Source organism: Streptomyces saintjeani (genome assembly GCF_055409605.1).
In genome coordinates, this window is the sequence record NZ_CP189624.1 from 1,997,208 (window position 1) to 2,019,563 (window position 22,356).

At 71.2% G+C, this 22,356-nt stretch carries 22 protein-coding genes; 11 read left to right on the forward strand and 11 right to left on the reverse strand.

The annotated features are described in order from the left end of the window. Positions 1–59: 59 nt before the first annotated feature. Positions 60–1,112: a hypothetical protein gene (locus ACQCO7_RS08855; protein WP_464077179.1), complete on the reverse strand. Its 1,053-nt coding sequence runs from the start codon at positions 1,110–1,112 to the stop codon at positions 60–62. Between the two features lie 527 nt (positions 1,113–1,639). On the opposite strand from ACQCO7_RS08855, the gene ACQCO7_RS08860 reads away from it, so the two are divergent. The 4 genes from ACQCO7_RS08860 to ACQCO7_RS08875 all read left to right on the forward strand — a co-directional run bounded on the left by ACQCO7_RS08860 (position 1,640) and on the right by ACQCO7_RS08875 (position 4,564). Beyond that, on the forward strand, positions 1,640–2,527 hold the full coding sequence (locus tag ACQCO7_RS08860) for a DMT family transporter (RefSeq protein ID WP_464071293.1): 888 nt from the start codon (positions 1,640–1,642) through the stop codon (positions 2,525–2,527). Between the two features lie 208 nt (positions 2,528–2,735). Next, the gene (locus ACQCO7_RS08865) at positions 2,736–3,248 is read left to right on the forward strand and encodes an NUDIX domain-containing protein (RefSeq protein WP_464071294.1); all 513 of its coding nucleotides are present in this window, start codon (positions 2,736–2,738) and stop codon (positions 3,246–3,248) included. A gap of 534 nt (positions 3,249–3,782) precedes the next feature. Further along, the gene (locus ACQCO7_RS08870; protein WP_464071295.1) at positions 3,783–4,175 is read left to right on the forward strand and encodes a YidH family protein; all 393 of its coding nucleotides are present in this window, start codon (positions 3,783–3,785) and stop codon (positions 4,173–4,175) included. Positions 4,176–4,204: 29 nt separating this feature from the next. Continuing rightward, positions 4,205–4,564: a DUF202 domain-containing protein gene (locus ACQCO7_RS08875; RefSeq protein WP_464077180.1), complete on the forward strand. Its 360-nt coding sequence runs from the start codon at positions 4,205–4,207 to the stop codon at positions 4,562–4,564. Positions 4,565–4,847: 283 nt separating this feature from the next. On the opposite strand, the gene ACQCO7_RS08880 is transcribed toward ACQCO7_RS08875, so the two are convergent. After that, on the reverse strand, positions 4,848–5,792 hold the full coding sequence (locus tag ACQCO7_RS08880) for an NADP-dependent oxidoreductase (protein ID WP_464071296.1): 945 nt from the start codon (positions 5,790–5,792) through the stop codon (positions 4,848–4,850). 123 nt (positions 5,793–5,915) lie between these two features. Here ACQCO7_RS08880 and ACQCO7_RS08885 point away from each other — a divergent pair, with 123 nt between their 5' ends. The 3 genes from ACQCO7_RS08885 to ACQCO7_RS08895 all read left to right on the forward strand — a co-directional run bounded on the left by ACQCO7_RS08885 (position 5,916) and on the right by ACQCO7_RS08895 (position 8,637). Further along, positions 5,916–6,212 carry a hypothetical protein gene (locus ACQCO7_RS08885; protein WP_464071297.1) on the forward strand — a complete coding sequence of 99 codons (297 nt, stop codon included), beginning with the start codon at positions 5,916–5,918 and terminating at the stop codon, positions 6,210–6,212. Between the two features lie 179 nt (positions 6,213–6,391). Further along, positions 6,392–7,417, forward strand: coding sequence for a phosphotransferase family protein (locus tag ACQCO7_RS08890; RefSeq protein WP_464071298.1), 1,026 nt, complete (start codon positions 6,392–6,394; stop codon positions 7,415–7,417). Between the two features lie 5 nt (positions 7,418–7,422). Further along, positions 7,423–8,637 carry an acyl-CoA dehydrogenase family protein gene (locus ACQCO7_RS08895; protein ID WP_464071299.1) on the forward strand — a complete coding sequence of 405 codons (1,215 nt, stop codon included), beginning with the start codon at positions 7,423–7,425 and terminating at the stop codon, positions 8,635–8,637. Between the two features lie 56 nt (positions 8,638–8,693). Here the strand turns inward: ACQCO7_RS08895 and ACQCO7_RS08900 are convergent, their stop codons facing one another. From ACQCO7_RS08900 to ACQCO7_RS08910, 3 genes are read right to left on the reverse strand one after another with little or no spacing between them, the layout of a single operon-like run. Beyond that, positions 8,694–9,287, reverse strand: coding sequence for a TetR/AcrR family transcriptional regulator (locus ACQCO7_RS08900; RefSeq protein ID WP_464071300.1), 594 nt, complete (start codon positions 9,285–9,287; stop codon positions 8,694–8,696). A gap of 25 nt (positions 9,288–9,312) precedes the next feature. Then, positions 9,313–10,968 carry a class I adenylate-forming enzyme family protein gene (locus ACQCO7_RS08905; RefSeq protein WP_464071301.1) on the reverse strand — a complete coding sequence of 552 codons (1,656 nt, stop codon included), beginning with the start codon at positions 10,966–10,968 and terminating at the stop codon, positions 9,313–9,315. Continuing rightward, positions 10,965–11,729, reverse strand: coding sequence for an SDR family oxidoreductase (locus tag ACQCO7_RS08910; RefSeq protein ID WP_409118057.1), 765 nt, complete (start codon positions 11,727–11,729; stop codon positions 10,965–10,967). Before ACQCO7_RS08910 ends, ACQCO7_RS08905 begins: the two co-directional genes overlap by 4 nt. Positions 11,730–11,905: 176 nt before the next feature. Between ACQCO7_RS08910 and ACQCO7_RS08915 the strand changes: the two genes are divergently transcribed. Then, positions 11,906–13,168, forward strand: a complete 1,263-nt coding sequence (locus tag ACQCO7_RS08915) for a serine-threonine protein kinase (protein WP_464071302.1) — start codon at positions 11,906–11,908, stop codon at positions 13,166–13,168. Positions 13,169–13,229: 61 nt separating this feature from the next. Here ACQCO7_RS08915 and ACQCO7_RS08920 read toward each other — a convergent pair whose 3' ends face one another. Next, a complete protein-coding gene (locus ACQCO7_RS08920) occupies positions 13,230–15,986 on the reverse strand; it encodes a penicillin acylase family protein (protein ID WP_464071303.1) in 2,757 nt (918 codons plus the stop codon). A 231-nt stretch (positions 15,987–16,217) separates the two neighbouring features. On the opposite strand from ACQCO7_RS08920, the gene ACQCO7_RS08925 reads away from it, so the two are divergent. Beyond that, complete coding sequence (locus tag ACQCO7_RS08925) at positions 16,218–16,820, forward strand: hypothetical protein (RefSeq protein ID WP_464071304.1); 603 nt, start codon at positions 16,218–16,220, stop codon at positions 16,818–16,820. Positions 16,821–16,885: 65 nt separating this feature from the next. Here ACQCO7_RS08925 and ACQCO7_RS08930 read toward each other — a convergent pair whose 3' ends face one another. Beyond that, complete coding sequence (locus ACQCO7_RS08930; protein WP_464071305.1) at positions 16,886–17,704, reverse strand: G1 family glutamic endopeptidase; 819 nt, start codon at positions 17,702–17,704, stop codon at positions 16,886–16,888. Positions 17,705–17,954: 250 nt separating this feature from the next. Here ACQCO7_RS08930 and ACQCO7_RS08935 point away from each other — a divergent pair, with 250 nt between their 5' ends. Next, the gene (locus tag ACQCO7_RS08935) at positions 17,955–18,854 is read left to right on the forward strand and encodes a helix-turn-helix domain-containing protein (protein WP_464071306.1); all 900 of its coding nucleotides are present in this window, start codon (positions 17,955–17,957) and stop codon (positions 18,852–18,854) included. A 93-nt stretch (positions 18,855–18,947) separates the two neighbouring features. Here the strand turns inward: ACQCO7_RS08935 and soxR are convergent, their stop codons facing one another. Beyond that, complete coding sequence (soxR, locus tag ACQCO7_RS08940; RefSeq protein WP_464071307.1) at positions 18,948–19,412, reverse strand: redox-sensitive transcriptional activator SoxR; 465 nt, start codon at positions 19,410–19,412, stop codon at positions 18,948–18,950. A gap of 116 nt (positions 19,413–19,528) precedes the next feature. Between soxR and ACQCO7_RS08945 the strand changes: the two genes are divergently transcribed. Continuing rightward, positions 19,529–19,990: a MaoC family dehydratase gene (locus ACQCO7_RS08945; protein ID WP_464071308.1), complete on the forward strand. Its 462-nt coding sequence runs from the start codon at positions 19,529–19,531 to the stop codon at positions 19,988–19,990. Positions 19,991–20,083: 93 nt separating this feature from the next. Here ACQCO7_RS08945 and ACQCO7_RS08950 read toward each other — a convergent pair whose 3' ends face one another. From ACQCO7_RS08950 to ACQCO7_RS08960, 3 genes are all read right to left on the reverse strand, one after another. Further along, a complete protein-coding gene (locus tag ACQCO7_RS08950; RefSeq protein ID WP_464071309.1) occupies positions 20,084–20,710 on the reverse strand; it encodes a TetR/AcrR family transcriptional regulator in 627 nt (208 codons plus the stop codon). A 108-nt stretch (positions 20,711–20,818) separates the two neighbouring features. After that, positions 20,819–21,103: a YiaA/YiaB family inner membrane protein gene (locus ACQCO7_RS08955; protein ID WP_010356822.1), complete on the reverse strand. Its 285-nt coding sequence runs from the start codon at positions 21,101–21,103 to the stop codon at positions 20,819–20,821. A gap of 86 nt (positions 21,104–21,189) precedes the next feature. Further along, complete coding sequence (locus ACQCO7_RS08960) at positions 21,190–22,341, reverse strand: acyl-CoA dehydrogenase family protein (protein ID WP_464071310.1); 1,152 nt, start codon at positions 22,339–22,341, stop codon at positions 21,190–21,192. Between the last annotated feature and the right edge of the window lie 15 nt (positions 22,342–22,356).

Sequence of the window (22,356 nt, forward strand, 5' to 3'; positions counted from 1 at the left end):
GGGTGCCCCTCGGCACAATGCCGGGTTCTCTCCCGTACTGCGCCGGTTGTCCCTCCGTACTACGCCGGGTGTTCCTCGCAGCAGCCCCTGCCCAGCGTCCTCTCCCTCGCCGCCGTGAACGCCTTGTACGGGTCCTTGGCGGGGTAGGACCAGGGGCGGATCGTCGCGTGGTCGGCGATGCGGTGGAAGAGGGCCGATGCCTCGGCGGGGCGGCCGGCGCAGACCGTCGCGTGGGCCAGGTAGTTGAGGTCGAGCAGGCGACGCGGGTGGCCCTCGTGCTCCCACTCCAGCCACCAGTCGTACGCGGTCTTCATCACCTCGCGCGCCCGGTCGTCGGCCCAGTGCCCGGAGGCCGCCGGGTCGACGGAGAGGTGGCCACGGGCGGCGAGGACGCGGTAGCGCTCGGCGTGCGCGACGACCGGGAGGATCGCGAGCGGGGAGTCCGCGGGGGCCTGTTCGGCGGCCCAGGCCGCGAAGTCGTACACCTCGTGCAGCGGATCGGGCCCGCTGTCGGCACGGCGTTCGGCGAGGTGGGCGACCATGAGGTGGTGGGCCTGGTGGTGGTCAGGGTGACGCGAGCGGACCTCTTCGAAGAGCCGGACCACCTCGGCGTCGTCACCCTGCCGGGCCGCCTCGGCCTCGTCGTACCCGTCCCGCCGGGCCGCCTCGGCATCGCCATACTCGCCCCACCGGGCCGCCTCGGCCTCGTCGTACCCCTCCCCCCGTACCGGCCCGGCGCCCGCTCCCCCGCCCCTGCGGAACATCGCCAGCCGCAGCAACCCCAGCCACGGGGTCGGGTCCGTGGGAGCCAGGTCGGCCGCGATGACGCAGGCCGCGCGGGCGTCGTCGTGGCGCTCGGTCCTGCCTCGTACCGTGCGGCGGACCAGGGTCAGGGCGCGGAGGGTCGCCGCGTCGGCGTTGTCCGGTTCGGCGTGCAGCCAGTCCGTGGCCGCGGTGTCCGGTTCCAGGGCGAGGACGGCGGCTCGGTGGCCTCGGCGGTCCCAGTCGTCGCCCGTGCGGGCCAGGAGCGTACGGGCGGCCTGCCAGCGGCCCTGCGCCAACGCGGCGCGTGCGACGCCGAGTTCCGCGTCGTCGAGGGTGGCGTCGAGGATCCGGGGATCGCGTTCGCGACCGGGAACCGGGGAAGGCGGGGGTGGGGGCACCGCGGGTTTTCCTCGTCCTCCTGGCGCGACACTGGTTGCCGTCGGCCTGCGATCGGCCGATCACGCACAGCAAAGCCCCAGGCAGTGGTCACCGTCAAGGGCCGGGGGAACATGACACGTATCAAGTGGCTGTCCGGACAAGGGACTTGGCCGGGTGATCGCCGAGGTGAGCGCGCTGGTCGGGGGCGTGCGGGGCGGCCGGGGCGGGTGGGTCGCATGGCGTGAACGTGACGGCGATGTGGCGTACGCCATGGCGCGGCGGGGCGGCGCACCCCACGATGGCGGTACGGCCGTACTCCCCCGCGCGCTTTGCTTCACGTTGCTTCCGGGTGGGGGTCCCGGCCGGCGTCGAGACCCCGGTACCGGGGTACCCGTAGGACCGTTCTCGTACTACCCGGGAACGGTCGTAGCTCCTGAGCGCTACAGTCGGCCCACGACGACCGTGGCCCGACCGGATGATCATCGAGGTACGCAGCGTGTCGGTTCTGGTTCTGACTCTCGCCGTGAGCGCCGCCTGCTGTCTGGGTTTCGGATTCGTGCTCCAGCAGCAGGCCGCGCAGCAGGCGCCGCTCGGTGACTTCCTCTCGCCGCGCCTGCTGCTCGACCTCGTACGGGTGCCGCGCTGGCTCGGCGGGCTCGCGCTGATGGTCGCCGGGATGGTGCTCGGCGCGGTCGCGCTGGGGCAGGGCGAGGTGTCCCTCGTCGAGCCGCTGCTCGCGACGAACCTGCTCTTCGCGCTCGCCCTCTCCCGCCGGTACACCCGGCAGTCCCTCGGGCGGCAGGGGTGGGCCGGGCTCGCGCTGCTCGCGGGCGGGGTGACCGCGTTCATCGTCGCCGGTGAGCCGCGCGGAGGTCATGCCGTGGCCGATCCCTTCCGGCACTGGCTGATCATCGGCGCGATGATCGGGCTCGCGCTGCTGCTCACGACGTACGCGAAGCGGTCCCGGCTCAGTTCCGGGCCCGTGCTGCTCGCCCTCGCCGCCGGGCTCCTGTACGGCGTCCAGGACGCGTTGACGCGGGTCAGCGGGGAGCGGTTCGCGGCGGGCGGGGTCGTCGAACTGCTCACCGGGTGGCAGCCGTACGCCGTCCTCGCGCTCGGCGTGACCGGGCTCGTCCTCGTCCAGAGCGCGTTCGAGACGGCACCGCTGCGGATGTCCCTGCCGGCCCTCACCGCCGCGCAGCCGCTCGCCGGGATCATCTGCGGGGTGGGGTTCCTCGGGGACCGGCTGCGGACGGACACGGGGGCACTGGCGTGGGAGGCGGTGGGGTTGGCGGGGATCGTCGCGGGGATCGTGCTGCTGGGGTTGCATCCGGCGATGCCGCAGGGAGTGGCGGTGCGGGAGCGGGTTCTTCAGCGGCGGTGAGGTGCAGGGCGGGTGGGCGGGGCTCGGCGGGATCGGGGGCTCCGGGCGGCTGGTTCTCCGCGTCGCGGCTGGGCGCTGTTTCGGCTCGCCGGTCCCGCGCAGGTGCTCGCCGGTCCGGTACAGGTGCCCGTCCCGCGCGGGCGCTCAGCGTGCTCGTCGGAAGCGGCTGTCCGGTCCGTCGGCCCGAGGCTGCTGCTTGGATGGGCCCATGAGCGCTGCTGACGAGATCCTCGACATCGTCGACGAACAGGACAACGTGATCGGGCAGTTGCCCCGCGGGGAGGTGTACGCGGACGGGCTCCGGCACCGGTGCGTGTTCATCCAGGCCCGGGACGCCGAGGGGCGGCTGTTCGTGCACCGGCGGACCCCCACCAAGCTGGTGTTTCCCTCCCTGTACGACATGTTCGTGGGCGGGGTCGTCGGGGCCGGGGAGACGTACGACGCGGCTGCGTTGCGGGAGGCCGAGGAGGAGCTCGGCGTCAGCGGGCTGCCGCGGCCGGAGTTCCTGTTCAAGTTCCTGTACGACGACGGGGCGGGGCGGAGCTGGTGGTCCGCCGTGTACGAGGTGCTGTGCGAGCTGCCGGTCCTCCCCCAGGTCGAGGAGGTCGAGTGGTACGGGTTCCTGTCCGAGGAGGAGGTCGAGGGGCGGCTCGGGGAGTGGGAGTGGGTGCCGGACGGGCTCGCGGCGTACGAGCGGCTCAAGGAGTTCCGGCGCCGCTGAGGGGGGGTGGTGCCGGAGACGTCCCAGGTCCAGGGGGTGTGCCGGTCCCTGTCGCGTACGCCCTCGCCGGTCTCCGGCACCGCCTCCGCCAGCGCGAGGAGGTCCGGCCAGGGGAGGGCCGGGTCCGAGAAGGCGCCCTCTGTCGCGGCGAGCGTCCGGGGGCTGCCGGGGCGCGCGGGGTCCGTGAGGACGTAGTCGACGCCCGGGTCGTCGGGGAAGTCGGCGAACACGATCCATACGGTCCTGCCGTGCGGCAAGGGGATTCTGTACGTCGGCCACGTGCGCCACGCGTCGTACAGCACCTCGTACGCCGCGTCCACGTCCGCCGGGTCCGCTCCGAACGCCTCGAAGTACTCGGGGGACGCCGCGAGGTAGGCCGGCCAGAAGCCGGGCAGGGTGAGGTGGTGCTCGGCCGGGGCTATGGCGTGGCCGGGGTGCGCGTAGCCGTTCAGCGGCGTGGGAACCTCCATGCACCGACCGTAACGGCCGCCACTGACAACGCCCCCTCCCCGGCCGCCGGGTAGGGTTTTCGGCGTGATCGATTTTGTTCGGAACGTCCGTCTGTGGTTCGCGCCCTCCGCGGTCCGCGAGGAAGGGACGACGCCGGACTACCGCTTCTCCCTCGCCAACGAACGCACGTTCCTCGCGTGGCTCCGCACCGCCATGGCCCTCGTCGGAGGCGGGTTCGCGGTCGATCAGTTCCTGCCCGACCTGCGGTGGGAGTGGCGGGTCGGGTTCGCGTTGGCGCTGCTCGTCGCGGGGGTGCTGTGCGCGGTGCGGGCGCTCAACCACTGGGTGCGGTGCGAGCGGGCGATGCGGCGGGGGGAGGATCTGCCGACGTCGCGGTTTCCGGCTGTGCTGAGTCTCGTGGTGACGCTTGTCGCGGTGGCGATGGTGGTGGTCGTCGTTCTCGGGCGGAACGGGTGAGCGGGGTGGGGGTTCCTGAGGGGTCACCGATCCCGGACGCCGGGTCCGGTGATCACACCGGCACGCCACAGCCCTCCGCCGCCGCCCGCGACCCCGGCCTCCAGCCCGAACGTACGCGGCTCGCATGGCGCCGTACGACCCTGGCCGGTGCCGTCGCCGCCGCCCTCGCGATGAAGACCTTCCTGCACGGAGGACCCACGGTCGCCGGGGCGGCGATCTGCGCGGCGTGCTGCGCCCTGTGGCTGGCATTCCTGACGGTGGCGCACCGCCGTATCCAGACCCTGGCGTCCACGCCCCACCCGCCGGCCCTCACGCCGCGCCTGGCCACTGCGGCGGTGCTGTGCACGGTGGCCACGGCGGTCTGCGCGGCGGCGTTGGTGGTGGTGTAGGGCGGAGGGCGCGCGCGGGGAGCGGGGCGATCCGCGTCAGCCGGGGCGAGAACCCGATCGGGATGTACGCGCGCGCAGGAACGGGCGCCGCCCCGCCGGGCGGCTCAACGCGCGGGATGTGCGCCCGCGCGCGGGAACGCGCCCAAGCCCCCGCCCGCCCAGGCCGACCGCCCGAACCGCCCCACCCGCGCGCGAGCCGAACCGGCGCCACCTCCATCCCCACCCCTCCTGACCAGCCGGTCCTACCCGCGCACAAGCCCGCCTTCCCCTCACCCCCCACCCCCTACACCCCCTCCTCCCCCCAATCCACCGTCACCACGATCTTCCCCCGCGTCCGCCCCTCCTCGTTCAGCCGGTACGCCTCAGCCGCCCGTTCCAGCGGGAACGCCTCGGAGACGTGCACCGAGATCACTCCCTGCTCGGCGAGTTCCGAGAGGCGGGTGAGGTCGGCCGCGTCGGGGCGGACCCAGAAGTAACGGCCGCCGTAGCCGAGGACGTCGCCGTCGGCGATGGAGGCCAGGCGGCCGTCGCCGCCGAGGACGTCGGCGGACGCCTTCAGCGCTTCGCCGCCGACCGTGTCGAGGGCCGCGTCGACGCCCTCGGGGGCGAGGCCCCGGATGCGGTCGACCAGGCCCTCGCCGTACGTCACCGGCTCGCCGCCCAGGGAGCGTACGAAGTCGTGGTTGCGTTCGCTGGCCGTGCCGATGACGCGGCAGCCGAGGTGGTGGGCGATCTGGACGGCGAGGGAGCCCACGCCGCCCGCTGCGGCGTGCACGAGGACCGTCTCGCCCCTTTTGACGCCGAGGGCGTGGACGAGGCCCTGGTAGGCCGTGAGGCCCGCCAGGGGGAGCCCTGCGGCCTCCTCGAAGGAGAGGTTGCGGGGCTTGCGGGCGAGCGTGCGGACGGGGGCCGCGACGTACTCGGCGAAGGTGCCCCGGGAGAGGAAGTCCTCGCGGACGTACCCGATGACCTCGTCGCCGACGGCGAACTCCGTGACGGAGACGCCGGGCTGGACGACGACGCCCGATACGTCCCAGCCGGGGACGACCGGGAACACCGTGTCGATGATCCCGTCGAGGTACCCCTCGCGGGCCTTCCAGTCGACGGGGTTGACGGCGGCGGCCCGTACCTTGACCAGCACGGAGTCGGGGCCGACCTTGGGCTCGCGGATCTCGCCGTACTCGAACACCTCGGGTCCGCCGTACCGGCTGTAGCTGATGGCCTTCATGGCTTCGACCATCCGGGCTGGGCGCGCGCCACGCAAGCGGTGTGCCCCGATATACGCCATATGGGCCGTTTGCGTGGGAACCTGAGGGCAGCAATTCCCCCACACCTCCCGAAGGTGAGCACCATGAGCGTTCTGCACCAGGAACACCCCACGCACCCCCACGCGCACGGCCCGGACTGCGGTCACGCGGAGGTCCGGCACGGCGACCACGTCGACTACGCGCACGACGGCCATCTGCACCGCTCGCACGACGGCCACTGGGACGAGTGCGAGCCGGGCGGTCATGTGACGCACGACGGTCACGACCACCAGCACGACGAGAACTGCGGCCACGCGCGCGTGCAGCACGGCGACCACGTGGACTACGTGCACGACGGTCACCGGCACGCGGAGCACGGCGACCACTACGACGACCACTGACCACTGACGCGCACGCGCGTAGGTCCGAAAAACGTTCCTGACGGCTCCCCGCGCACCCGCGCGGGGAGCCGTACCCCTAGGGTGGCCCCGATCACGTCGGCGCCTCGTACTGGACGACATACCGACCGGTCGGCATCATGAGACCCACGTCCACTGTCGCACGCACCCAGGAGCGCCGTATGAGCACCGATCATCCACCCGGGCTCGACCTCGACCGGCTGCGCGTTCTGCTCGACGGAGAACTGCCCGGCCTGGTCACGGGACCGCTGTCCGGGCAGCTGATCGAGGGCGGGCGCTCGAACCTGACGTACACCGTCTCGGACGGCGCGCGGCGGTGGGTCGTACGGCGGCCACCGCTGGGGCACGTGCTGGCGACCGCGCACGACATGCGGCGCGAGCACCGGGTGATCGACGCGCTGCACCGCGAGACGGGCGTACCCGTGCCGGGGCCGCTGCTGCTGTGCGAGGACGAGGAGGTGCTGGGGGCGCCGTTCTACGTCATGGAGTTCGTCGAGGGGACGCCGTACCGGACCGCCGAGGAGCTGGTGCCGCTGGGCGCCGAGCGGACCCGGGGCGTGATGCTGTCGCTCGTGGACACGCTCGTCGAGCTGCACGGCGTGGACCCCGTCGCGGTCGGGCTCGGCGACTTCGGGCGGCCGGAGGGGTTCCTGGACCGGCAGCTGCGGCGCTGGGGGAAGCAGCTCGACGCGTCCCGCGACCGCGACCTCGCGGGGATCGACGAGCTGCACGCGGCGCTCGGCCGCAGCCTGCCCTCCTCGCCCGCGCCCACGATCGTGCACGGCGACTACCGGCTCGACAACGTCCTCGTCGGGGACGACGACCGGATCCGAGCGGTTCTCGACTGGGAGATGTCCACTCTCGGCGATCCGATGACCGATCTTGGCCTCCTCGTGATGTACAGCGTGCCGCTGGAGATGCCGAACTCGCCCGTATCGACGACTGCCGAGGCTCCCGGGCACCCCTCCCCCGCCGAGCTGATCGAGCGCTACGCGCGGCGGTCCGGGCGGGACGTCTCGGACGTGTCCTGGTACACGGCGTTCGCCTGGTTCAAGCTCGCCGTCATCCTCGAAGGCATCCACTACCGCTACACCCTCGGCCGGACGGTCGGGCGCGGCTTCGACCGCATCGGGGAGCTCGTCCCCGTCTTCATCTCGCACGGACTGACCACTCTCCAGGAAGGCTGACCGGCATGGACTTCGCGTTCGACGCGCGCACGGAGGAACTGCGCGGGCGGCTGCTCGCCTTCATGGACGAGTACGTCTATCCCGCCGAGGAACTCGCCGAGGCGCAGCGTGCCTCTCTGGCGTCCCCGTGGGACACCCCGGCGGTGGTGGACGACCTCAAGGCCGAAGCGCGCCGACAGGGCCTCTGGAACCTCTTCCTGCCCGATCCCGCGTACGGCGCCGGCCTCACGAATCTCCAGTACGCGCCCCTCGCCGAGATCACCGGGCGCTCGCCGCAGCTCGCGCCGACCGTCCTGAACTGCTCCGCCCCCGACACCGGGAACATGGAGGTCCTCGCGCAGTTCGGGGACGACGCGCAGCGCAAGCAGTGGCTGGAGCCGCTGCTCTCCGGGGAGATCCGGTCCGCGTTCGCCATGACCGAGCCCGAGGTGGCCTCCTCCGACGCCACCAACATCACGACGTTCATCCAGCGCGACGGCGACGAGTACATCGTCACGGGCCGCAAGTGGTACATCTCCGGGGCCATGAACCCCGACTGCAAGATCTTCATCGTCATGGGGAAGACCGATCCCGACGGGGCCGACATACGGCGTCAGCAGTCGATGATCCTCGTCCCGCGCGACACGCCCGGGGTCACCGTGCATCGGGCCATGAAGGTCTTCGGGTACGAGGACCACTACCACGGCGGGCACGCGGAGGTGGTCTTCGACCACGCGCGCGTGCCGGTCACCAACCTCATCGGCGAGGAGGGCGGCGGGTTCGCCATCGCGCAGGCGCGGCTCGGCCCCGGGCGCATCCACCACTGCATGCGGCTCATCGGGATGGCCGAGCGGGCCATCGAGCTGATGTGCCGGCGGGCCGTCTCGCGCGAGGCGTTCGGGAAGGCGCTGGCCCAGCAGGGGGTCGTGCACAACTGGATCGCCGACGCGCGCGTGACGGTCGAGCAGCTGCGGCTGCTCGTGCTCAAGACGGCCTGGATGATGGACACCGTCGGCAACCGGGGCGCCCACACGGAGATCCAGTCCATCAAGATCGCGACCCCGCGCGCGGTCGTCGGCATCATCGACCGGGCGATCCAGCTGCACGGCGCGGGAGGCCTGAGCCAGGACTTCCTGCTGGCCGAGCTGTACGCGGGCGCGCGCACGCTGATGATCGCGGACGGGCCCGACGAGGTGCACCAGCGGTCGCTGGCCCGGCGGGAGCTGAAGAAGTACCTGTAGGGATGCGCGGGTAAGGGGCGGTCACCAGGGTGGCCGCCCCTTACACCTGCGCTCTGTCAGGGTCGCAGTGCCCTCAGCAGCAGGTCCGCGAGGTGTTCCGCGACCTCCTGCGGGCTCAGCGTGCCGTCCGTGCGGTACCACGTCGGCAGGTGGTGGACCGAGCCGAAGTGGTAGTCGACGACCAGGTCGGCCGGGGTGGCCTTCGAGAAGACGCCCGCCTGCTGGCCCTCCTCCACCAGGGCCCGGAAGCGCTCGTGGTAGTGGCGGCGTTCCGAGCGGACCTGCTTGTACTTCTCGGGGCTCAGGTGGTGCATCGAGCGGAAGAAGATCGCGGCGTCGTCGAGGTTCTCGATCGTCGTGACCACCACGTCGGCCGCCGCCCCGCGCAGGCGCTGCTCGATCGGCTCGTCGGCGTTCGCGAACGCGTCGAGGCGTTCCTGCTGGACGCGCAGCACGCGCGCGTAGACCTCGTGGAGGAGGTCGTCCTTGGAGCCGAAGTAGTGGTACAGGGCTCCCTTGGTGACGCCGGCCGCCTCGACGATCTCCTGGACCGAGGTGCGGTCGTAGCCCTGCTCGGCGAAGAGCCGGGTGGCGGCGGCGAGGAGCCGTTGCGGGACGGGGGTGCCGTCGTTGTCCGTCGATCTGGGCACTGCCGCCACCTGCCTTTCCTGGGGACTAATCGTTCTCTGTGGTGCGGGAACGCAGTTCCCGACGCAGGATCTTCCCACTTGCCGTCTTGGGGAGTTCCGGCAGGATCTCCACCTGCCTCGGGTACTTGTAGGCGGCCAGTCTCTCCTTGCAGTACGCGGCGAGGTCGTCCGGGGTCACGGCGGCGCCGGGACGCAGGCTGATGTAGGCGCGCACGGTCTCACCCCGGTACCCGTCAGGTACCCCCACGACGGCCGCCTCACGTACGGCGGGGTGCGTGTACAGGACGTCCTCGACCTCGCGCGGCCACACCTTGAACCCGGACGCGTTGATCATGTCCTTCTTGCGGTCGACGACGTACAGCCACCCCTGCTCGTCCATGAACCCGATGTCCCCCGTACGCAGTTCCCCGCCGGGGAACGTCTCGGCCGTCGCCTCGGGGCGGCGCCAGTACCCGGGTACTACCTGAGGACCACGCACGACGATCTCCCCGTGCTCCCCGAACGGCACCTCTTCTCCGTCGTCGCCGAGGATGCGGACGACGGTATCGGGGCCCGGCAGCCCGACCGCGAGGGTGCCGGAGACGGGGTCGACAGGTGCCTCGTGCTGGGGCGGTACGGAGGCGGCGGGCGCCGTGCACTCGGTGAGGCCGTAGCCGTTGCGGATGTACGGCCCGAACCCGGCCCGGAACCGCTCGACCAGCGCCGGGGGCACGGGCGCGCCGCCGGAGCTGATGTGGACGAAGGAGGAGAAGTGGTCCGGGCTCGCCCCGGGATGCGCGGCGAGGGCCATGAACGCCGTGGAGGGGCCGACAGTGTAGTGCGGCCGGTGCTCCGCGAACGCGTCCAGGACGACGCCGGGTTCGAAGCGGTACGTCAGGACGAGGGTGCCCGCGCTGTTGAGGCAGGCGCCGAGTTCACAGACCATGCCGGTGATGTGGAACAGGGGCGCGAGGGCGTAGTACACGGGCGCGTCCGGCAGATGCAGCCAGGCGCGCTGCCGGTCGGCGTTGCACATGAGGTTGCCGTGCGTGTTGGTGGCGCCCTTGGGGGTACCGCTCGTACCTGAGGTGTAGCTGATCAGCCCGATGCCGGCCGGGACGAGGACCCGCCCCTCGGGGGCCTTGCCGCCGCGCCGGGCCACCTCGACGAGGTCGTCGGCGTCGGTGGGGTTCGGCTCGAAGTTCAGGACGCGCGCGTCGTACCGCGTCTGGAAGTCCAGCTCGCTCGCGGTGAGCGCGAACCGGACCGGCGAGTCGGCCGCCGTAGCTCTCAGGTACGAGTCCCAGGCGCGCTCCGTGCAGATCAGCGCGGTCACCTCGGCGTCCCGCAGGACGTGGGCGACCTCGCCCGACTTGTACATGGGGTTGACAGGTACGACGATCGCGCCCGCCTTCCAGGCACCGAGGAGCGCGAGCACGAAGTGGGGGGAGTTCTGGAGCACTACGGCGATCCGGTCGCCCTGGGCGATGCCCCGGTCGGCCAGGTGGCCCGCCACGGAGTCGGTGAGGGTGTCCACCTCGGCGTACGTGAGGTGTCCGTCGAAGTACGTGAGGAAGGTGCGTTCGGGGGCCGTCCGCACCGCGTCGCGCAGGGCGTCGACCATCGAGTCCAGCGGGGTGACCGGGGCGCGCTGGGCGTCGTCCAGGAGGGCGGTCCAGGGCTTGTCGGCGTACGTCGTCACTGTGCCGCCTCCCACTTCTGCTGGAGGCGGTTCATGGTCGTCAGCCAGCCGTCGGGGTCGGCTGCGCGGCCCTGGTAGTACCCCGCTACCTCGGGGTGAGGGAGGATCAGGAAGCGGTCGTCCTCGATGCCCCGCATGAGGGCGTCCGCTACTTCCGGGGGATCGATCGCGGTCGGTTTGAGGACCAGCTCTCCCGCGCTGCCCGACTCCTCCAGCATGTCGGTGCGTACGCCCTGGGGGCAGATCGCGTGGACCTTGAGTCCTCGGTGGCGGTACGTCAGGGAGAGCCACTCGGCGAAGGCGTAGGCGCCGTGCTTGGTGACGCTGTAGGGGGCCGCGCCGATCATCGTGAGCAGGCCCGCCGCCGACACCGTCGACACGAAGCGGCCCTCGCCTCGCTCCAGCCACTGAGGGAGCAGGGCCTGGGCCGCGCGGACGTGTGCCATGACGTTGACGTCCCAGGCCAGGGCCCAGACGTCCTCGCCGGCCGACTCCGAGCCGCCCGAGCCGACGCCGGCGTTCGCGCAGTAGACGTCCACTCGGCCGCCGAGGGCCTCGCGGGCCTCGTCCACGACGACGGAGGCGTCCCCCGCGACCGCGATCGCGCCGATCTCGTCCGCCACGGCCTTCGCCCTCGCGCCGTCCAGGTCGTTGACGACGACGCGTGCGCCCTCGGCGGCGAACCGGCGGGCGAGCGCCGCGCCGATGCCTCCTCCGCCCCCGGTCACGACAACTCCGGCACCTCGAACGGCTTCCACCATCGGGTCTCCTTCGACACGACACGTGCGGCTCGGAACGGGTACAGACTAACCAGTCGGTATGTGAGGGGGAAGGGGGGTCGGGGCGTGGCGCGGGGCGGTGTGGTGCGTGACGTATGGCCAAGTCGGGCCGTTAGCGGGACACTGCGCCCACATCGCTCCGGGGGACGGAGGCCGGGATGGCCGAATCCGTAATGACTGTCGCTCCCTACTGGCAACTCACCTTCGACGCGGACGGGGACGTGGACCCCGTCGAGCGTGACCGGCTGCTCGGCGAGGCCGGAGCGCGCAAGGTGCGGGATCTGGTGTTCTTCTCGCACGGGTGGAACAACGACCGTTCCCGTGCCACCGCCCTCTACCGGGCGTTCTTCGCGCCGTTCCCGCAGCTCGCGCCGGACGCGAGGCTCGGGTACGTCGGTGTCGTGTGGCCGTCGATGCGGTTCTGCGACGAACCCATCCCGGATTTCCCGCACTTGACGGTCGCTCAGGAAGGCTGCCTGGACGACGGCACCAAGAACGCCCTCCTGGAGACCTTCCCCGGCAAGTCGGCGACCGTCGACCGGATCGCCCTGCTGCTGGACCGACGCCCGCCCGGCGACGCCGGGTTGGCGGAGTTCGGGGAGCTGGTGGGCCGGCTCGTGGACGCCGTGCCGGCGAGGTGCGTGACGGACATGCCGGACGAGGGCGTGCCCGCGATGCTCTCGGAGTCGGCGGCGGAGATGTGCGCGGAGTTCGCGGAGGCGCTCCAGGAGGCGGACGGGACACGGGAGTTCTCGTTGCCGAACCCCTGGGACGGCGCCAAGGAGTTGCTGCGGCAGGCGACGTACTACGCGATGAAGCGCCGGGCCGGGACGGTCGGCGAGCGGGGACTCGGGCCGTTCGTCGGGAAGCTGGCGGCGGCCGTGCCCGGCGTCCGGGTCCACCTGGTCGGGCACAGCTTCGGCGGCCGGCTGGTGTCGTTCGCGCTGGGCGGCCTTGCCCCCGGCGTGCGTTCGGTGAAGTCCGTGACGCTGCTCCAAGGGGCCTTCTCCCACTACGCGTTCGCGGCGAAGCTGCCGTACGACCAGGGTGCGCGCGGAGCGTTGCAGGGGAAACAGGCCCTGATCGACGGGCCGTTGACATGCTGCTACTCCTCGTACGACCAGGCGCTCGGGACGATGTACCCGCTGGCCTCACGGATGGCGGGGGACGCGCGCGGGGCGATCGGGGACCTGCTGGGCGACAAGTGGGGCGCCATGGGGCACAACGGGGTCCAAGCGGTGCCGGGGACAAGGGCGTTGACTCTCGCGGACGCGCTGCGGGGCCCGTTCCCGGCATCCGGGTGCGTCAACGTGGACGCGGCGGCCGTCGTCCGCAAGGGCGGTCCCCCGTCGGGCGCGCACAGCGACATCGTGCACCCCGAACTCGCGCGGGTGGTCCTGGCTGCGGGGCGGATCAACTGAGGCGGGGCCGGGCCCCCGAAGGTGAACCCGGCCCCGCTGTACGGCACTTACCGGTCGACGCTCACCGGTGTGACGTGAACTCCACCACCTGCTGGTAGGTGGGCCGGTTCTGCCAGCTGATGTTGTAGTGCTTGATGCCTCCGAGGGGGCGCTGGAAGATCGAGTCGGCGCACCACTGGTTGCCGGCCGCGCAGAGGGCGTCGCCGGGGTAGACCTGTGCGGCGGTCTTGCCCGCGGCGGTCTTGAGGGTGCTGATCAGGGTGTCGCGGCAGGCGGTCAGGACGCCGTTCCCGCAGTACGTCCGGGCCAGCGGGTCCTGGACGGTCTGGCCGAGGACCGACCTGATGTCCTTGTCGACGTAGCTCCACCACCCGTACTGGAAGGAGCTGCCCGCATGCGAGCCGGTCGGGCCGTGGGCCGCCGAAGGTGCCTCGTCCACGGGGAGGTTGGCGGTGATGGCGGTGAACAGGCCGCTGCCGAGGCCGGGTTGGAACTCGGCCTGCACGAGGAGCGGCCACCACGCGTCGAGGATGCGGACCGCGTCGGCGTCGGCGTACGTCTTGGAGCCGGCCGAAGTCTCCGTGCGTTTGCCGCCGTTGGCGAGCCAGGTCTGGAGTTTGGTGACGGCCGCGGCTGCCGTGGAGTCGGTGACCGTCGAGCTGTTGACGACCTTGAGGAGGTCGGGGAGGACGTCCTCGGCGCGCAGGTCGGTGAGGGCCGCGTCCGCCATCGCCTTGGTGAGGGAGGCGCGGGTGACGCCGCCCGCGGCGACCAGCTTCTTCACCCGGTCCTCCAGCAGGTTGCCGCGGTGCACCGAGCCCTCGCCCCAGGGGGCGCTGGTGTAGTCCTTGGCCTGCTTGTTGTTCCAGGAGATGTAGTAGTCCTGGTCGACGGACTGCGGGTGCTGCGAAGAGGGCGTGTACTCGGCGGTGTTGGTGGTGGGGTTCCAGTTCTTCCAGTCGTACGCCGCCTGCGCCCAGACCGGGAACTCGGCGTCGACGCCGCTCGCGCGGACCGGGTTGTCGCCGGAGTTGTAGTACGCGGTGTGCTGGGAGTCGGCGTAGAACCAGTTGAAGGTGTAGTTGATGTGCTGGACGGCCTGCTGGAAGGTGTCCGGGCCCTTCACGAAGCCGGGGTCGTTGAGCATCTGGAAGCCGATGATCGAGTCGGCCTCGTGCAGGTAGGAGGAGCGCAGGGTGGTGTAGGCGACCTTCTTGCCGCCGACGGTCGCGCGGTGGGTGACGGGACCGTACTTGGTGCGCCACACGCGCATCGTGTACGCGCCGGCGGCGGTGCCGTCGGCGGTCGTCGGCTTCCACGCGTTCTTCTGCTCGACCTTGTCCATGGCCGTACAACTGCCGTGGTACAGGTAGTGGTAGTCGTCCTGGCAGAGCTCGACAGCGTACGTGTCGATGATGTCCTGGCCGGACGTCGTAGCACTCCAGGCGTAGTCCTGGCCCCTCCCGAGTTCTACGTACATCGAGAGACCTGCGAACGACGCGCCACGGGCACTGATTCCGGGACCCTGGATCTCCTGGAGAAGGAGGAGCTGTGGAGCGAAGTAGCCGGTCTGGGGGCCGAAGACGGCGACGGGGTGGCCGCTCGCGGTGTGCGCGCCGTTGACGACGAGGGCGTTGGACATGCCGCGCTTCGCGGAGGTCGTGGCGGCTGCCGCGGCGGTGGCGGCGGGGCCTCCGGTGCCGGTCGCGTCGTAGACGAGGGGTTCGGCGGCGACCGTACCGGCGTCGGGGAGCGCCTCGCCCTGGGGGCTGGCGGGCTTCGTGGCGTACGGGAAGCTCTCGCCGTTGTGGACGGTGACGACGGCCTCGGCGTCGTTGCGTTCGCGGAAGGACTCCCAGACCTTGGTGCCCTCGGTGACGCCGTACTGCTCCTGCGCGGCGAGCAGGGAGATCGCGTTGTTGACCTCGCCGCCGCCCCCGGAACCGAAGAGGGCGCCGATGACGGACGCGAGCGCCACCATGTCGGTGACCTTGAAGTGGTCGATCGTGCCGGCGTTGGTGATCGAGTCCTTGTGCCCGGTGAGGACGTACTCGCCGGGGAAGTAGCGCCCGCTGTCGGAGGCGTCGATGTAGGAGTTGATGCCGTCGAGGTAGGCGTTCACGTCGGCGAGGGCCTGCTGGCCGCGCGCCCCGCTGGTGGCGACGGCGTTGTCGATCTGCGCCTGGAGATCGGCCTCGGTGTAGGGGGCGTTGCGCCAGAACTGCTGCTCAAGGCCCTGGTTGGAGGGGTCGCCGCCGGCGAAGCCGGTGAGCTGGCCGCGGCCGACGTGGCGGAAGACGTCCATCAGCCACAGCCGGTCCTGGGCCGCCGCGTACCCGGCGCCGAACTCGGTGCCGTACCGAGTGGTCCCGGTGATGTGCGGGACGCCGGTCTTCTTGTCACGGACGATCTTGACGTCGGTGCGGCCGGCCGGCTGGAGCGTGGAGGCGACCTGGTCGGCGGGCACGCCGAACGACGCGTCGTTGAAGAACGTGTTGATGGTGGCGTTGGTGAGGGCGGGATAGCCCTTGGCCAGGTTGTTGTACGGGCCGAGCTGGTCCTCGGCGTGGTCGGGCTGGGTGCCGAACGCCTGGTTGAGGATGATCTGCGCGAGGGTCGCGTTGCCGTTCTGGCCCGGCGGCAGGATGTCGGAACACTGTCCGCCGCAGTAGTCGTTCGGTTCGGCCGCCTCGGCGGTGGCGACCTGGGTGAGAGGGGACAACAGACCGGCGAGGAGCGCGCATACGGTCGCGCTCTTCAGGAACCCGGGGAATCCGCCGGGAGTTCTCAGTCTGTCGAGGGGAGTTCGCCGTGGCATGTGCAGCTCCTAGCGACGGGGGTGGCCGGAAGGTTACCGCCGGTATCCCCGGGATTGAAGATGAACATGCGTCAAGTTTTTCCCGGCTTCTTACCTCGGCGAGAACTGTCCCGACATCGGATGGAGCCGAATCGAGAGTCGATACGTCTATTCGACGACGTCGCGCGAGTTCGGCGCGGCGGCGCCGAAGTGACCGAAGTACAGGTGCAGGTGTGACGGAGGTGCAAGGCGATGGCAGGTTTCCGGAGTCTGGCGAGACAGGCGCGCGATCCGCGCAGCGATCTGGCGCTGCGGCGTTACTCGCTGCGCAAGTGCCTTGAGCGGTTCGCCCCTTACGGGCACAGGGCGACCTGGGACCACCTCTCCTCACGGGCCGGGTTCGGCCCCGAGGACCGCTCTCCCGACCCGGTGCGGCTCGTGGCCGCACTGGAGGAGCTGGAGGAGGCGCGGACGGTGTGGCTGGCGTACGAGGCGGGTTTCGCCGAACGGCGCAGGAAAGAGAAGCACGACGGACTGCGCAGGCCCGGCAGTTTCGACGACTGGCACCGGCTGACCTGGGGCGGGTTCGGCGTGGCGTGGTGCGACGACCCGCGGCTCCACCCCCGTGAGCCGCTGGCCGAGGTACTGCGCCGGCTGATCGCCGCACTGGAGCGGGAACCGGGCGATGGTTGCCCGGTGTGCGGTGGCGAACGGCTCCTGTGGAAGTACGACCTCGACCACGAGCCGTCGGCGGGTCCGGTCTGCACGGACTGCGGCATATTGGTCCCGCGTCCGGTCCTCACGCCGGAGGCACTGGCGTTCGCGCGCCGGGGGCGGTCGCTCGTCCCGGCGTAGTACCTGAGAGGGAGGCGGGGGTGCGACGGGGATGCCGCACCCCCCTGATTTCAGGGAGTCTCAGATCACGCCGACTTCCACGCCACCGAGAACGCGCCGCTCGACAGCGAACCCGGCTGCGCGCGGACCGTACCGCCGCTGTTGGTCATCGTGATCTTGTCGGGCGAGGCGTTGTCCAGGTTGGAGCCGTTGGCCTTCGCGCCCGTGAAGCCGACGCTGCCGAAGTCGGCCAGCTTGGCGAGCGAGCCGTCGACCTCGGGCGCCTCGGCGATGACCTCGGCGGAGGCGTTCTGGAAGTCGGAGGAGCCGGCGTCGGTCTGGGACTTCGTCCACCCCTGGGTGGAGTCCTTCAGGGTCATCGTGAAGTCGTCGCCGTTGTAGGTCACGGTCGCGGTCAGCTTGTCGCCGCCCTTGACCGTGACGTCGTCCCACGCCGTCGAGGCGGCCGGCAGGACCTCCCACCAGGCGCCGTACACGGCCTGGCCGTTGATGCAGTCGGCCTCGGTGCCGGTCTGCTCCAGCGCGTCGTTGCCGTCGCCGTCGAGGCCGACCCAGAACGAGGAGTACGTGGTGGCCGAACCGCAGGTGACCGTCGGCTGGGTCCAGGAGGTGGTGACGGAGGTGAAGGCGCCGGAGGAGCCGGTGGCCGCGTAGCCGGACCAGTTCGTGGACGTCTCCGAGGCGTTGACCTTGCCGGAGTGCTTCAGCGCGCCGTGCGGGGCGTGGTTCTCGTGGCTCTCGATGGACTGGGTGAGCTGGCGCGGCGCCTTCGCGGCGGTCGTGGCGGTCGCGGTCTGGGTCGCCGCGAGCGCCGGGGTGGCGAGGGCGGCGGTGAGGGTGCCCGCTGCGAGGACGGCGAGGCTCGCGGACCTGATGCTGGACATGAACTCTCCGTGTTTCCGGGGGAGGTGGGGGGACATGCGGCGGTGACCAGCAGCTTCCGGGAGCCCTCATGGGCATGGCAAGAAGTCCGAGTGCGTTCAGTCCTGCGGGAATTGAGCGGCAATGCGACCGAAACAGCGGCCAGAAGAAGGTTTTAGATTCGGACGGTTTCGATCAAACAAGCGGAAACTTTGATCAAACATCCGGACGGCGGCCTTCCGCTCCGTGGTGCGCCCGGGCGGAGACTGGGGGATGCACGGGGAGAGACCGTTCCACGAGGAGCTGCGGGCCGCCATCGCCGCGAGCGGCCTGAGCCTGGACCGGATCCACGAGCGGCTGCGGCTGCGCGGGGTCCCGGTCTCCGCGGCGACCCTCAGCTCCTGGCAGTCGGGCCGCCACCAGCCCGAACGGCGGCGCTCCCTCTCGGCGTTGGCGGTCCTGGAGGACGTCCTGTCCCTGCCGCCCGCCAGCCTCAGCGCGCGGCTGGCTCCGCCCCGGCCCCGGGGACGGTGGCTGCCGCCCGACGACGGGCTCTCCTCTCTCGACCGGGCCTGGCCGCTCGGGGGCGCGCGGGACGCCGTCGACGTCCGGTGGGACTCCTCGCTGACGCGGCTCAGCTGCCACAACCGGGCCGAGGTCGACGGACAGCGGCGGCTGCGGTCGCTGTCCAGCCGGCGGCTGCTGCGCGCGGAGGCCGACGGGGCGGACCGGTGGATCGCCCTCTACCGGCTCGACTCCCCCGGGCCGCTCCCCCTCATCCGGCTCGCCGAACCGCTACGGCTCGGGACCGTCGTCGAGCTTCCCGAGGAGGGGCTCGTCGTCGCGGAGATGCTGTTCGAACGGCCGTTGGCGCGAGGGGAGACGGTGATCGTGGACTACACCGTCGAGCACCGCGAACCCCGGCCGGTGACCCGGCACGTCGAGACGGCGATCCATGTGCCCATGCGGGAGCACCTGTTGGAGGTGCGGTTCGATCCGGGGGCGCTGCCGTACTCCTGCTACTCCTACCGGACCACGGGACTTGAGGGGGACGGCAGGGGGGCGCGGTTCCGGCGGGAGCAGCGGCTGCGGGTGGACGCGGCGGGGGTGGTGCACGCGGTGGCACTGGGGGCCGGGGAGTGCCGGTTCGGGATTCGGTGGGTGTGGGGGTGAGGCGGTACGGGTGGAGCGGGGCCGGAGTTGGGGGGGGAGCCGGGGAGGGGGTGCAGGACCTGTCGTACGGGGTGGACTGGCGGCGCGAGTCCCTCATCCCTCCCGGTGTTCCACCACCAGCCGTGAGCCGCTGAGGCGGTTGCCGAAGACGTCGTCCGGGTTGGACAGGACGCAGGTGTCGAGGGAGAGGCAGCCGCAGCCGATGCAGTCCGTGAGGTGGTCGCGCAGGAGGTTCAACTGCTTGATGCGCTCGTCCAGTTCGGACCGCCACGCCTTCGACAGCCGCGTCCAGTCCTCCCGCGTCGGCGTCCGCTCCTCCGGCAGCTGGGCCAGCGCCTCCCTGATCGTCGCGAGCGGTATCCCGACCCGCTGGGCCGCCCGCACGAACGCCACGCGCCGCAGCGTGTCACGGCCGTACCGGCGCTGGTTCCCGGACGTGCGGCGGCTGGCGATCAGCCCCTTCGCCTCGTAGAAGTGCAGCGCGGACACGGCGACACCACTGCGCGCCGACAACTGGCCGACGGTCAGCTCTTGGACGTTCTCGTGGATCTGGGGCACCCGTCCAGCCTAGTGGGGTGATCACGCCTGGACCGGTCCGTTGACAGGGTCCCCCCGACCGACCATGCTAAGCAGTTGCTTAGACTTCGGGACTTCGCAGCGAGAGGCCGGGAACCATGGCAGAGCCGAGGATCTTCACGTCCGCCGACGAGCTCAAGGCGGCGGTGGGCGAGCAGTTGGGGTACAGCGACTGGGTGGAGGTCGACCAGAAGCGGATCGACCTGTTCGCCGAGGCCACCGGGGACCACCAGTGGATCCACGTCGACCCCGGGAAGGCCGCGGCCGGGCCGTTCGGCACGACCATCGCGCACGGCTATCTGACGCTGTCGCTGCTGCCGCTGTTCGGACCCCAGCTGATCCAGGTCGACGGCGTGAAGATGGGCGTCAACTACGGGACGAACAAGGTCCGTTTCCCCGCGCCCGTCCCGGTCGGCTCCCGGCTGCGCGCCACCGCGCGGATCAGCTCCGTCGAGGACGTCCAGGGCGGGGTACAGATCGCCCTCGCGTTCACGGTGGAGCGCGAGGGCGGCGACAAGCCGGTGTGCGCGGCGGAGTCGGTGTCGCGGTACTACCTCTAGAGGCGGTACTACCTCCAGAGGACGAGTACTCAAGGGATACCTCCGCAGGGGCTGCCTCCGCAGAGCTACCCCGCGAGGGCTACCCCCGGAGAGCTACCTCGCCGCCCCCACCATCCGCAGTACGAGGTCGGCGTACAGCTCGCCGACCTCCTCCGGTGTCCGCGTCCCGTTCACGTTGAACCAGCGGGCGACGTCCACGCACAGGGAGAGGATCGCAAGCGTCGTCCCGCGTACGTCGATGACGTCGAACTCCCCCGAGGCGACCCCGTCGTCGAGGATGCCGCGCACCTCCGCGTTGACCTCGCGGCGCAGGGCGACGATCTCGGCGCGGGCGTCGGGGCCGAGCGCGTCGAGCTCGTACTGGACGACCCGGGCCGTCGTACGCCGTACCGCGTGCCAGCGGACGAAGGAGCCGACCGCGTCGGCGAGGCGGTCGGCGGCGCTGCCCTCGCGGCGGGCCGCGCCGCGCAGGATGCCGAGCGCCTTGTCGTGGCCGATGCGGCTGATGCGGTGGAGGAGTTCCTCCTTGGTCTTGTAGTGGATGTAGAGCGCGGCCGGGCTCATGCCGGCGCGGCTCGCGATGTCGCGGGTGGTGGTGGCGTGGTAGCCGCGCTCGGCGAACGCCTCGACCGCGGCGACGAGCAGACGCCGGGCCGCGTCGGGCGTGACCTCTTCCCACGGCTCGGCCTCGCCGCCGATCGTGTCCTGCGCCGTACTCATCGCTCACCGACCCTTCTCACAGACAGTCGCCCCACCATACCGCCGAAGGTGAGCGGGCGCTTAGCCGGGCCGGTCGAAGCGGCGTCCGCGCACGGAGGCTTCCCGCGTTCAGAGCTTCTCGAACGGGTCGTGCTCGGCGAGGAGCTTCTCCAGGCGGGCCTGGTCCACGCGGCCGACGATGGTGCTGGCCTCCTGGCGGTCGCGGATCACCTTGGCGAGGGTGAAGCAGGACGTCACCAGGTAGAGGACGGCGATCGCGAGGAAGGCACGGACCCAGGCGTCGGCGCTGAGCTGGTAGATGCCGACGGAGGTGGCCGCCATGGCGACGGCGAAGGAGGCCACGGCCTGACCGTAGAAGGCGGCGGTGCTCTGCTGCTTGGGTGTGTCACTCATGGGGACGAGTCTCGGCGGACGTGGCCCGCGCCACATCCGCCGTAGTACTCAGGAGGTACTCAACCGAGGGAGACCTGAGAGGTAACTCAGAAGGCTGACACCCCGGTCAGCGCCCGCCCGATCACCAGTTTCTGGATCTGGCTGGTCCCCTCGTACAACGTCATCACGCGCGCGTCCCGCAGCAGCTTCCCGACCGGGTACTCGTCGATGTAGCCGTACCCCCCGAACACCTGGAGCGCGTTGTTCGCGGCGCGTACGGCGGCCTCGGAGGCGAAGAGCTTCGCCTTCGACGCCTCGGTCGTGAACGGCAGCCCCCGGTCGATGAGATCGGCGACGCGCCAGGTCAGCAGGCGGGCGGCGTCGACGTCGACCGCGATGTCGGTGAGCAGCTCCTGCACGAGCTGCCGGCCCGCGATCGGCGTACCGAACTGCTCGCGCTCCCCCGCGTACCCGACGGCCGCGTCCAGCGCGGCCTGCGCGATCCCGACGCAGCCGGCCGCGACCGACATCCGCCCCTTGGCCAGCGCCGACATCGCGACGGAGAACCCCTTGCCCTCCTCGCCGACCAGCGCGGACGCGGGGATGCGGACGTCCTCGAAGACCAGCTCGGCGGTGGCCTGCCCGCGCAGCCCGAGCTTGCCGTGGATGGTGCGGCGGGTGAGGCCGGAGGTGTCGGTGGGGACGAGGAACGCGGAGACACCGCGATGGCCGGGAGCGTCGGTGGAGCGCGCGAAGAGGAGGACGACGTCGGCCCAAGTCCCGTTCGTGATGAACATCTTGGCGCCGTTGACGACGTAATCGTCACCCTCACGTACGGCCCGGGTGACAAGGTTCCCCGCGTCGGACCCGGTGCCGGGTTCCGTCAGTCCGAAGCACCCCAGGTATGACCCCGACGTCAGACCTGGGAGCCAGTGCCGCTTCTGCTCCTCGCTCCCCCACGCGGCGATCGTCTTGGCGACGAGGCCGAGGGAGACGGAGACGATGCCGCGCACCGAGGAGTCGCCGCGCCCCAGCTCCTCGGTGACCAGGCAGTACGCGAGGTGGTCGCCGCCCGAGCCGCCGTACTCCTCGTCGATCGTGAGGCCGAGGAAGCCGACCTCGCCGAGTTTCTTGACGATGCCCCGGTCGACGGCCTCGGCGCGGTCCCAGTCGCGGACGTGCGGGGTGATCTCGCGGGCGACGAAGTCCCGGGCGAGGCGCTGGACGGCGGTCTGTTCCTCGGTGAGTTCCAGGTTCATACGGCCGCTCCCCGA

Bases quoted from the DNA above. Each gene is read 5' to 3' on its own strand.
- ACQCO7_RS08865 (WP_464071294.1), top strand. From the start codon at position 2,736: ATGAGCGCTGCTGACGAGATCCTCGACATCGTCGACGAACAGGACAAC.
- ACQCO7_RS08880 (WP_464071296.1), bottom strand. From the start codon at position 5,792: ATGAAGGCCATCAGCTACAGCCGGTACGGCGGACCCGAGGTGTTCGAG.
- ACQCO7_RS08885 (WP_464071297.1), top strand. From the start codon at position 5,916: ATGAGCGTTCTGCACCAGGAACACCCCACGCACCCCCACGCGCACGGC.
- ACQCO7_RS08890 (WP_464071298.1), top strand. From the start codon at position 6,392: ATGAGCACCGATCATCCACCCGGGCTCGACCTCGACCGGCTGCGCGTT.
- ACQCO7_RS08895 (WP_464071299.1), top strand. From the start codon at position 7,423: ATGGACTTCGCGTTCGACGCGCGCACGGAGGAACTGCGCGGGCGGCTG.
- ACQCO7_RS08910 (WP_409118057.1), bottom strand. From the start codon at position 11,729: ATGGTGGAAGCCGTTCGAGGTGCCGGAGTTGTCGTGACCGGGGGCGGA.
- ACQCO7_RS08915 (WP_464071302.1), top strand. From the start codon at position 11,906: ATGGCCGAATCCGTAATGACTGTCGCTCCCTACTGGCAACTCACCTTC.
- ACQCO7_RS08920 (WP_464071303.1), bottom strand. From the start codon at position 15,986: ATGCCACGGCGAACTCCCCTCGACAGACTGAGAACTCCCGGCGGATTC.
- ACQCO7_RS08925 (WP_464071304.1), top strand. From the start codon at position 16,218: ATGGCAGGTTTCCGGAGTCTGGCGAGACAGGCGCGCGATCCGCGCAGC.
- ACQCO7_RS08930 (WP_464071305.1), bottom strand. From the start codon at position 17,704: ATGTCCAGCATCAGGTCCGCGAGCCTCGCCGTCCTCGCAGCGGGCACC.
- ACQCO7_RS08935 (WP_464071306.1), top strand. From the start codon at position 17,955: ATGCACGGGGAGAGACCGTTCCACGAGGAGCTGCGGGCCGCCATCGCC.
- ACQCO7_RS08945 (WP_464071308.1), top strand. From the start codon at position 19,529: ATGGCAGAGCCGAGGATCTTCACGTCCGCCGACGAGCTCAAGGCGGCG.
- ACQCO7_RS08950 (WP_464071309.1), bottom strand. From the start codon at position 20,710: ATGAGTACGGCGCAGGACACGATCGGCGGCGAGGCCGAGCCGTGGGAA.
- ACQCO7_RS08955 (WP_010356822.1), bottom strand. From the start codon at position 21,103: ATGAGTGACACACCCAAGCAGCAGAGCACCGCCGCCTTCTACGGTCAG.
- ACQCO7_RS08960 (WP_464071310.1), bottom strand. From the start codon at position 22,341: ATGAACCTGGAACTCACCGAGGAACAGACCGCCGTCCAGCGCCTCGCC.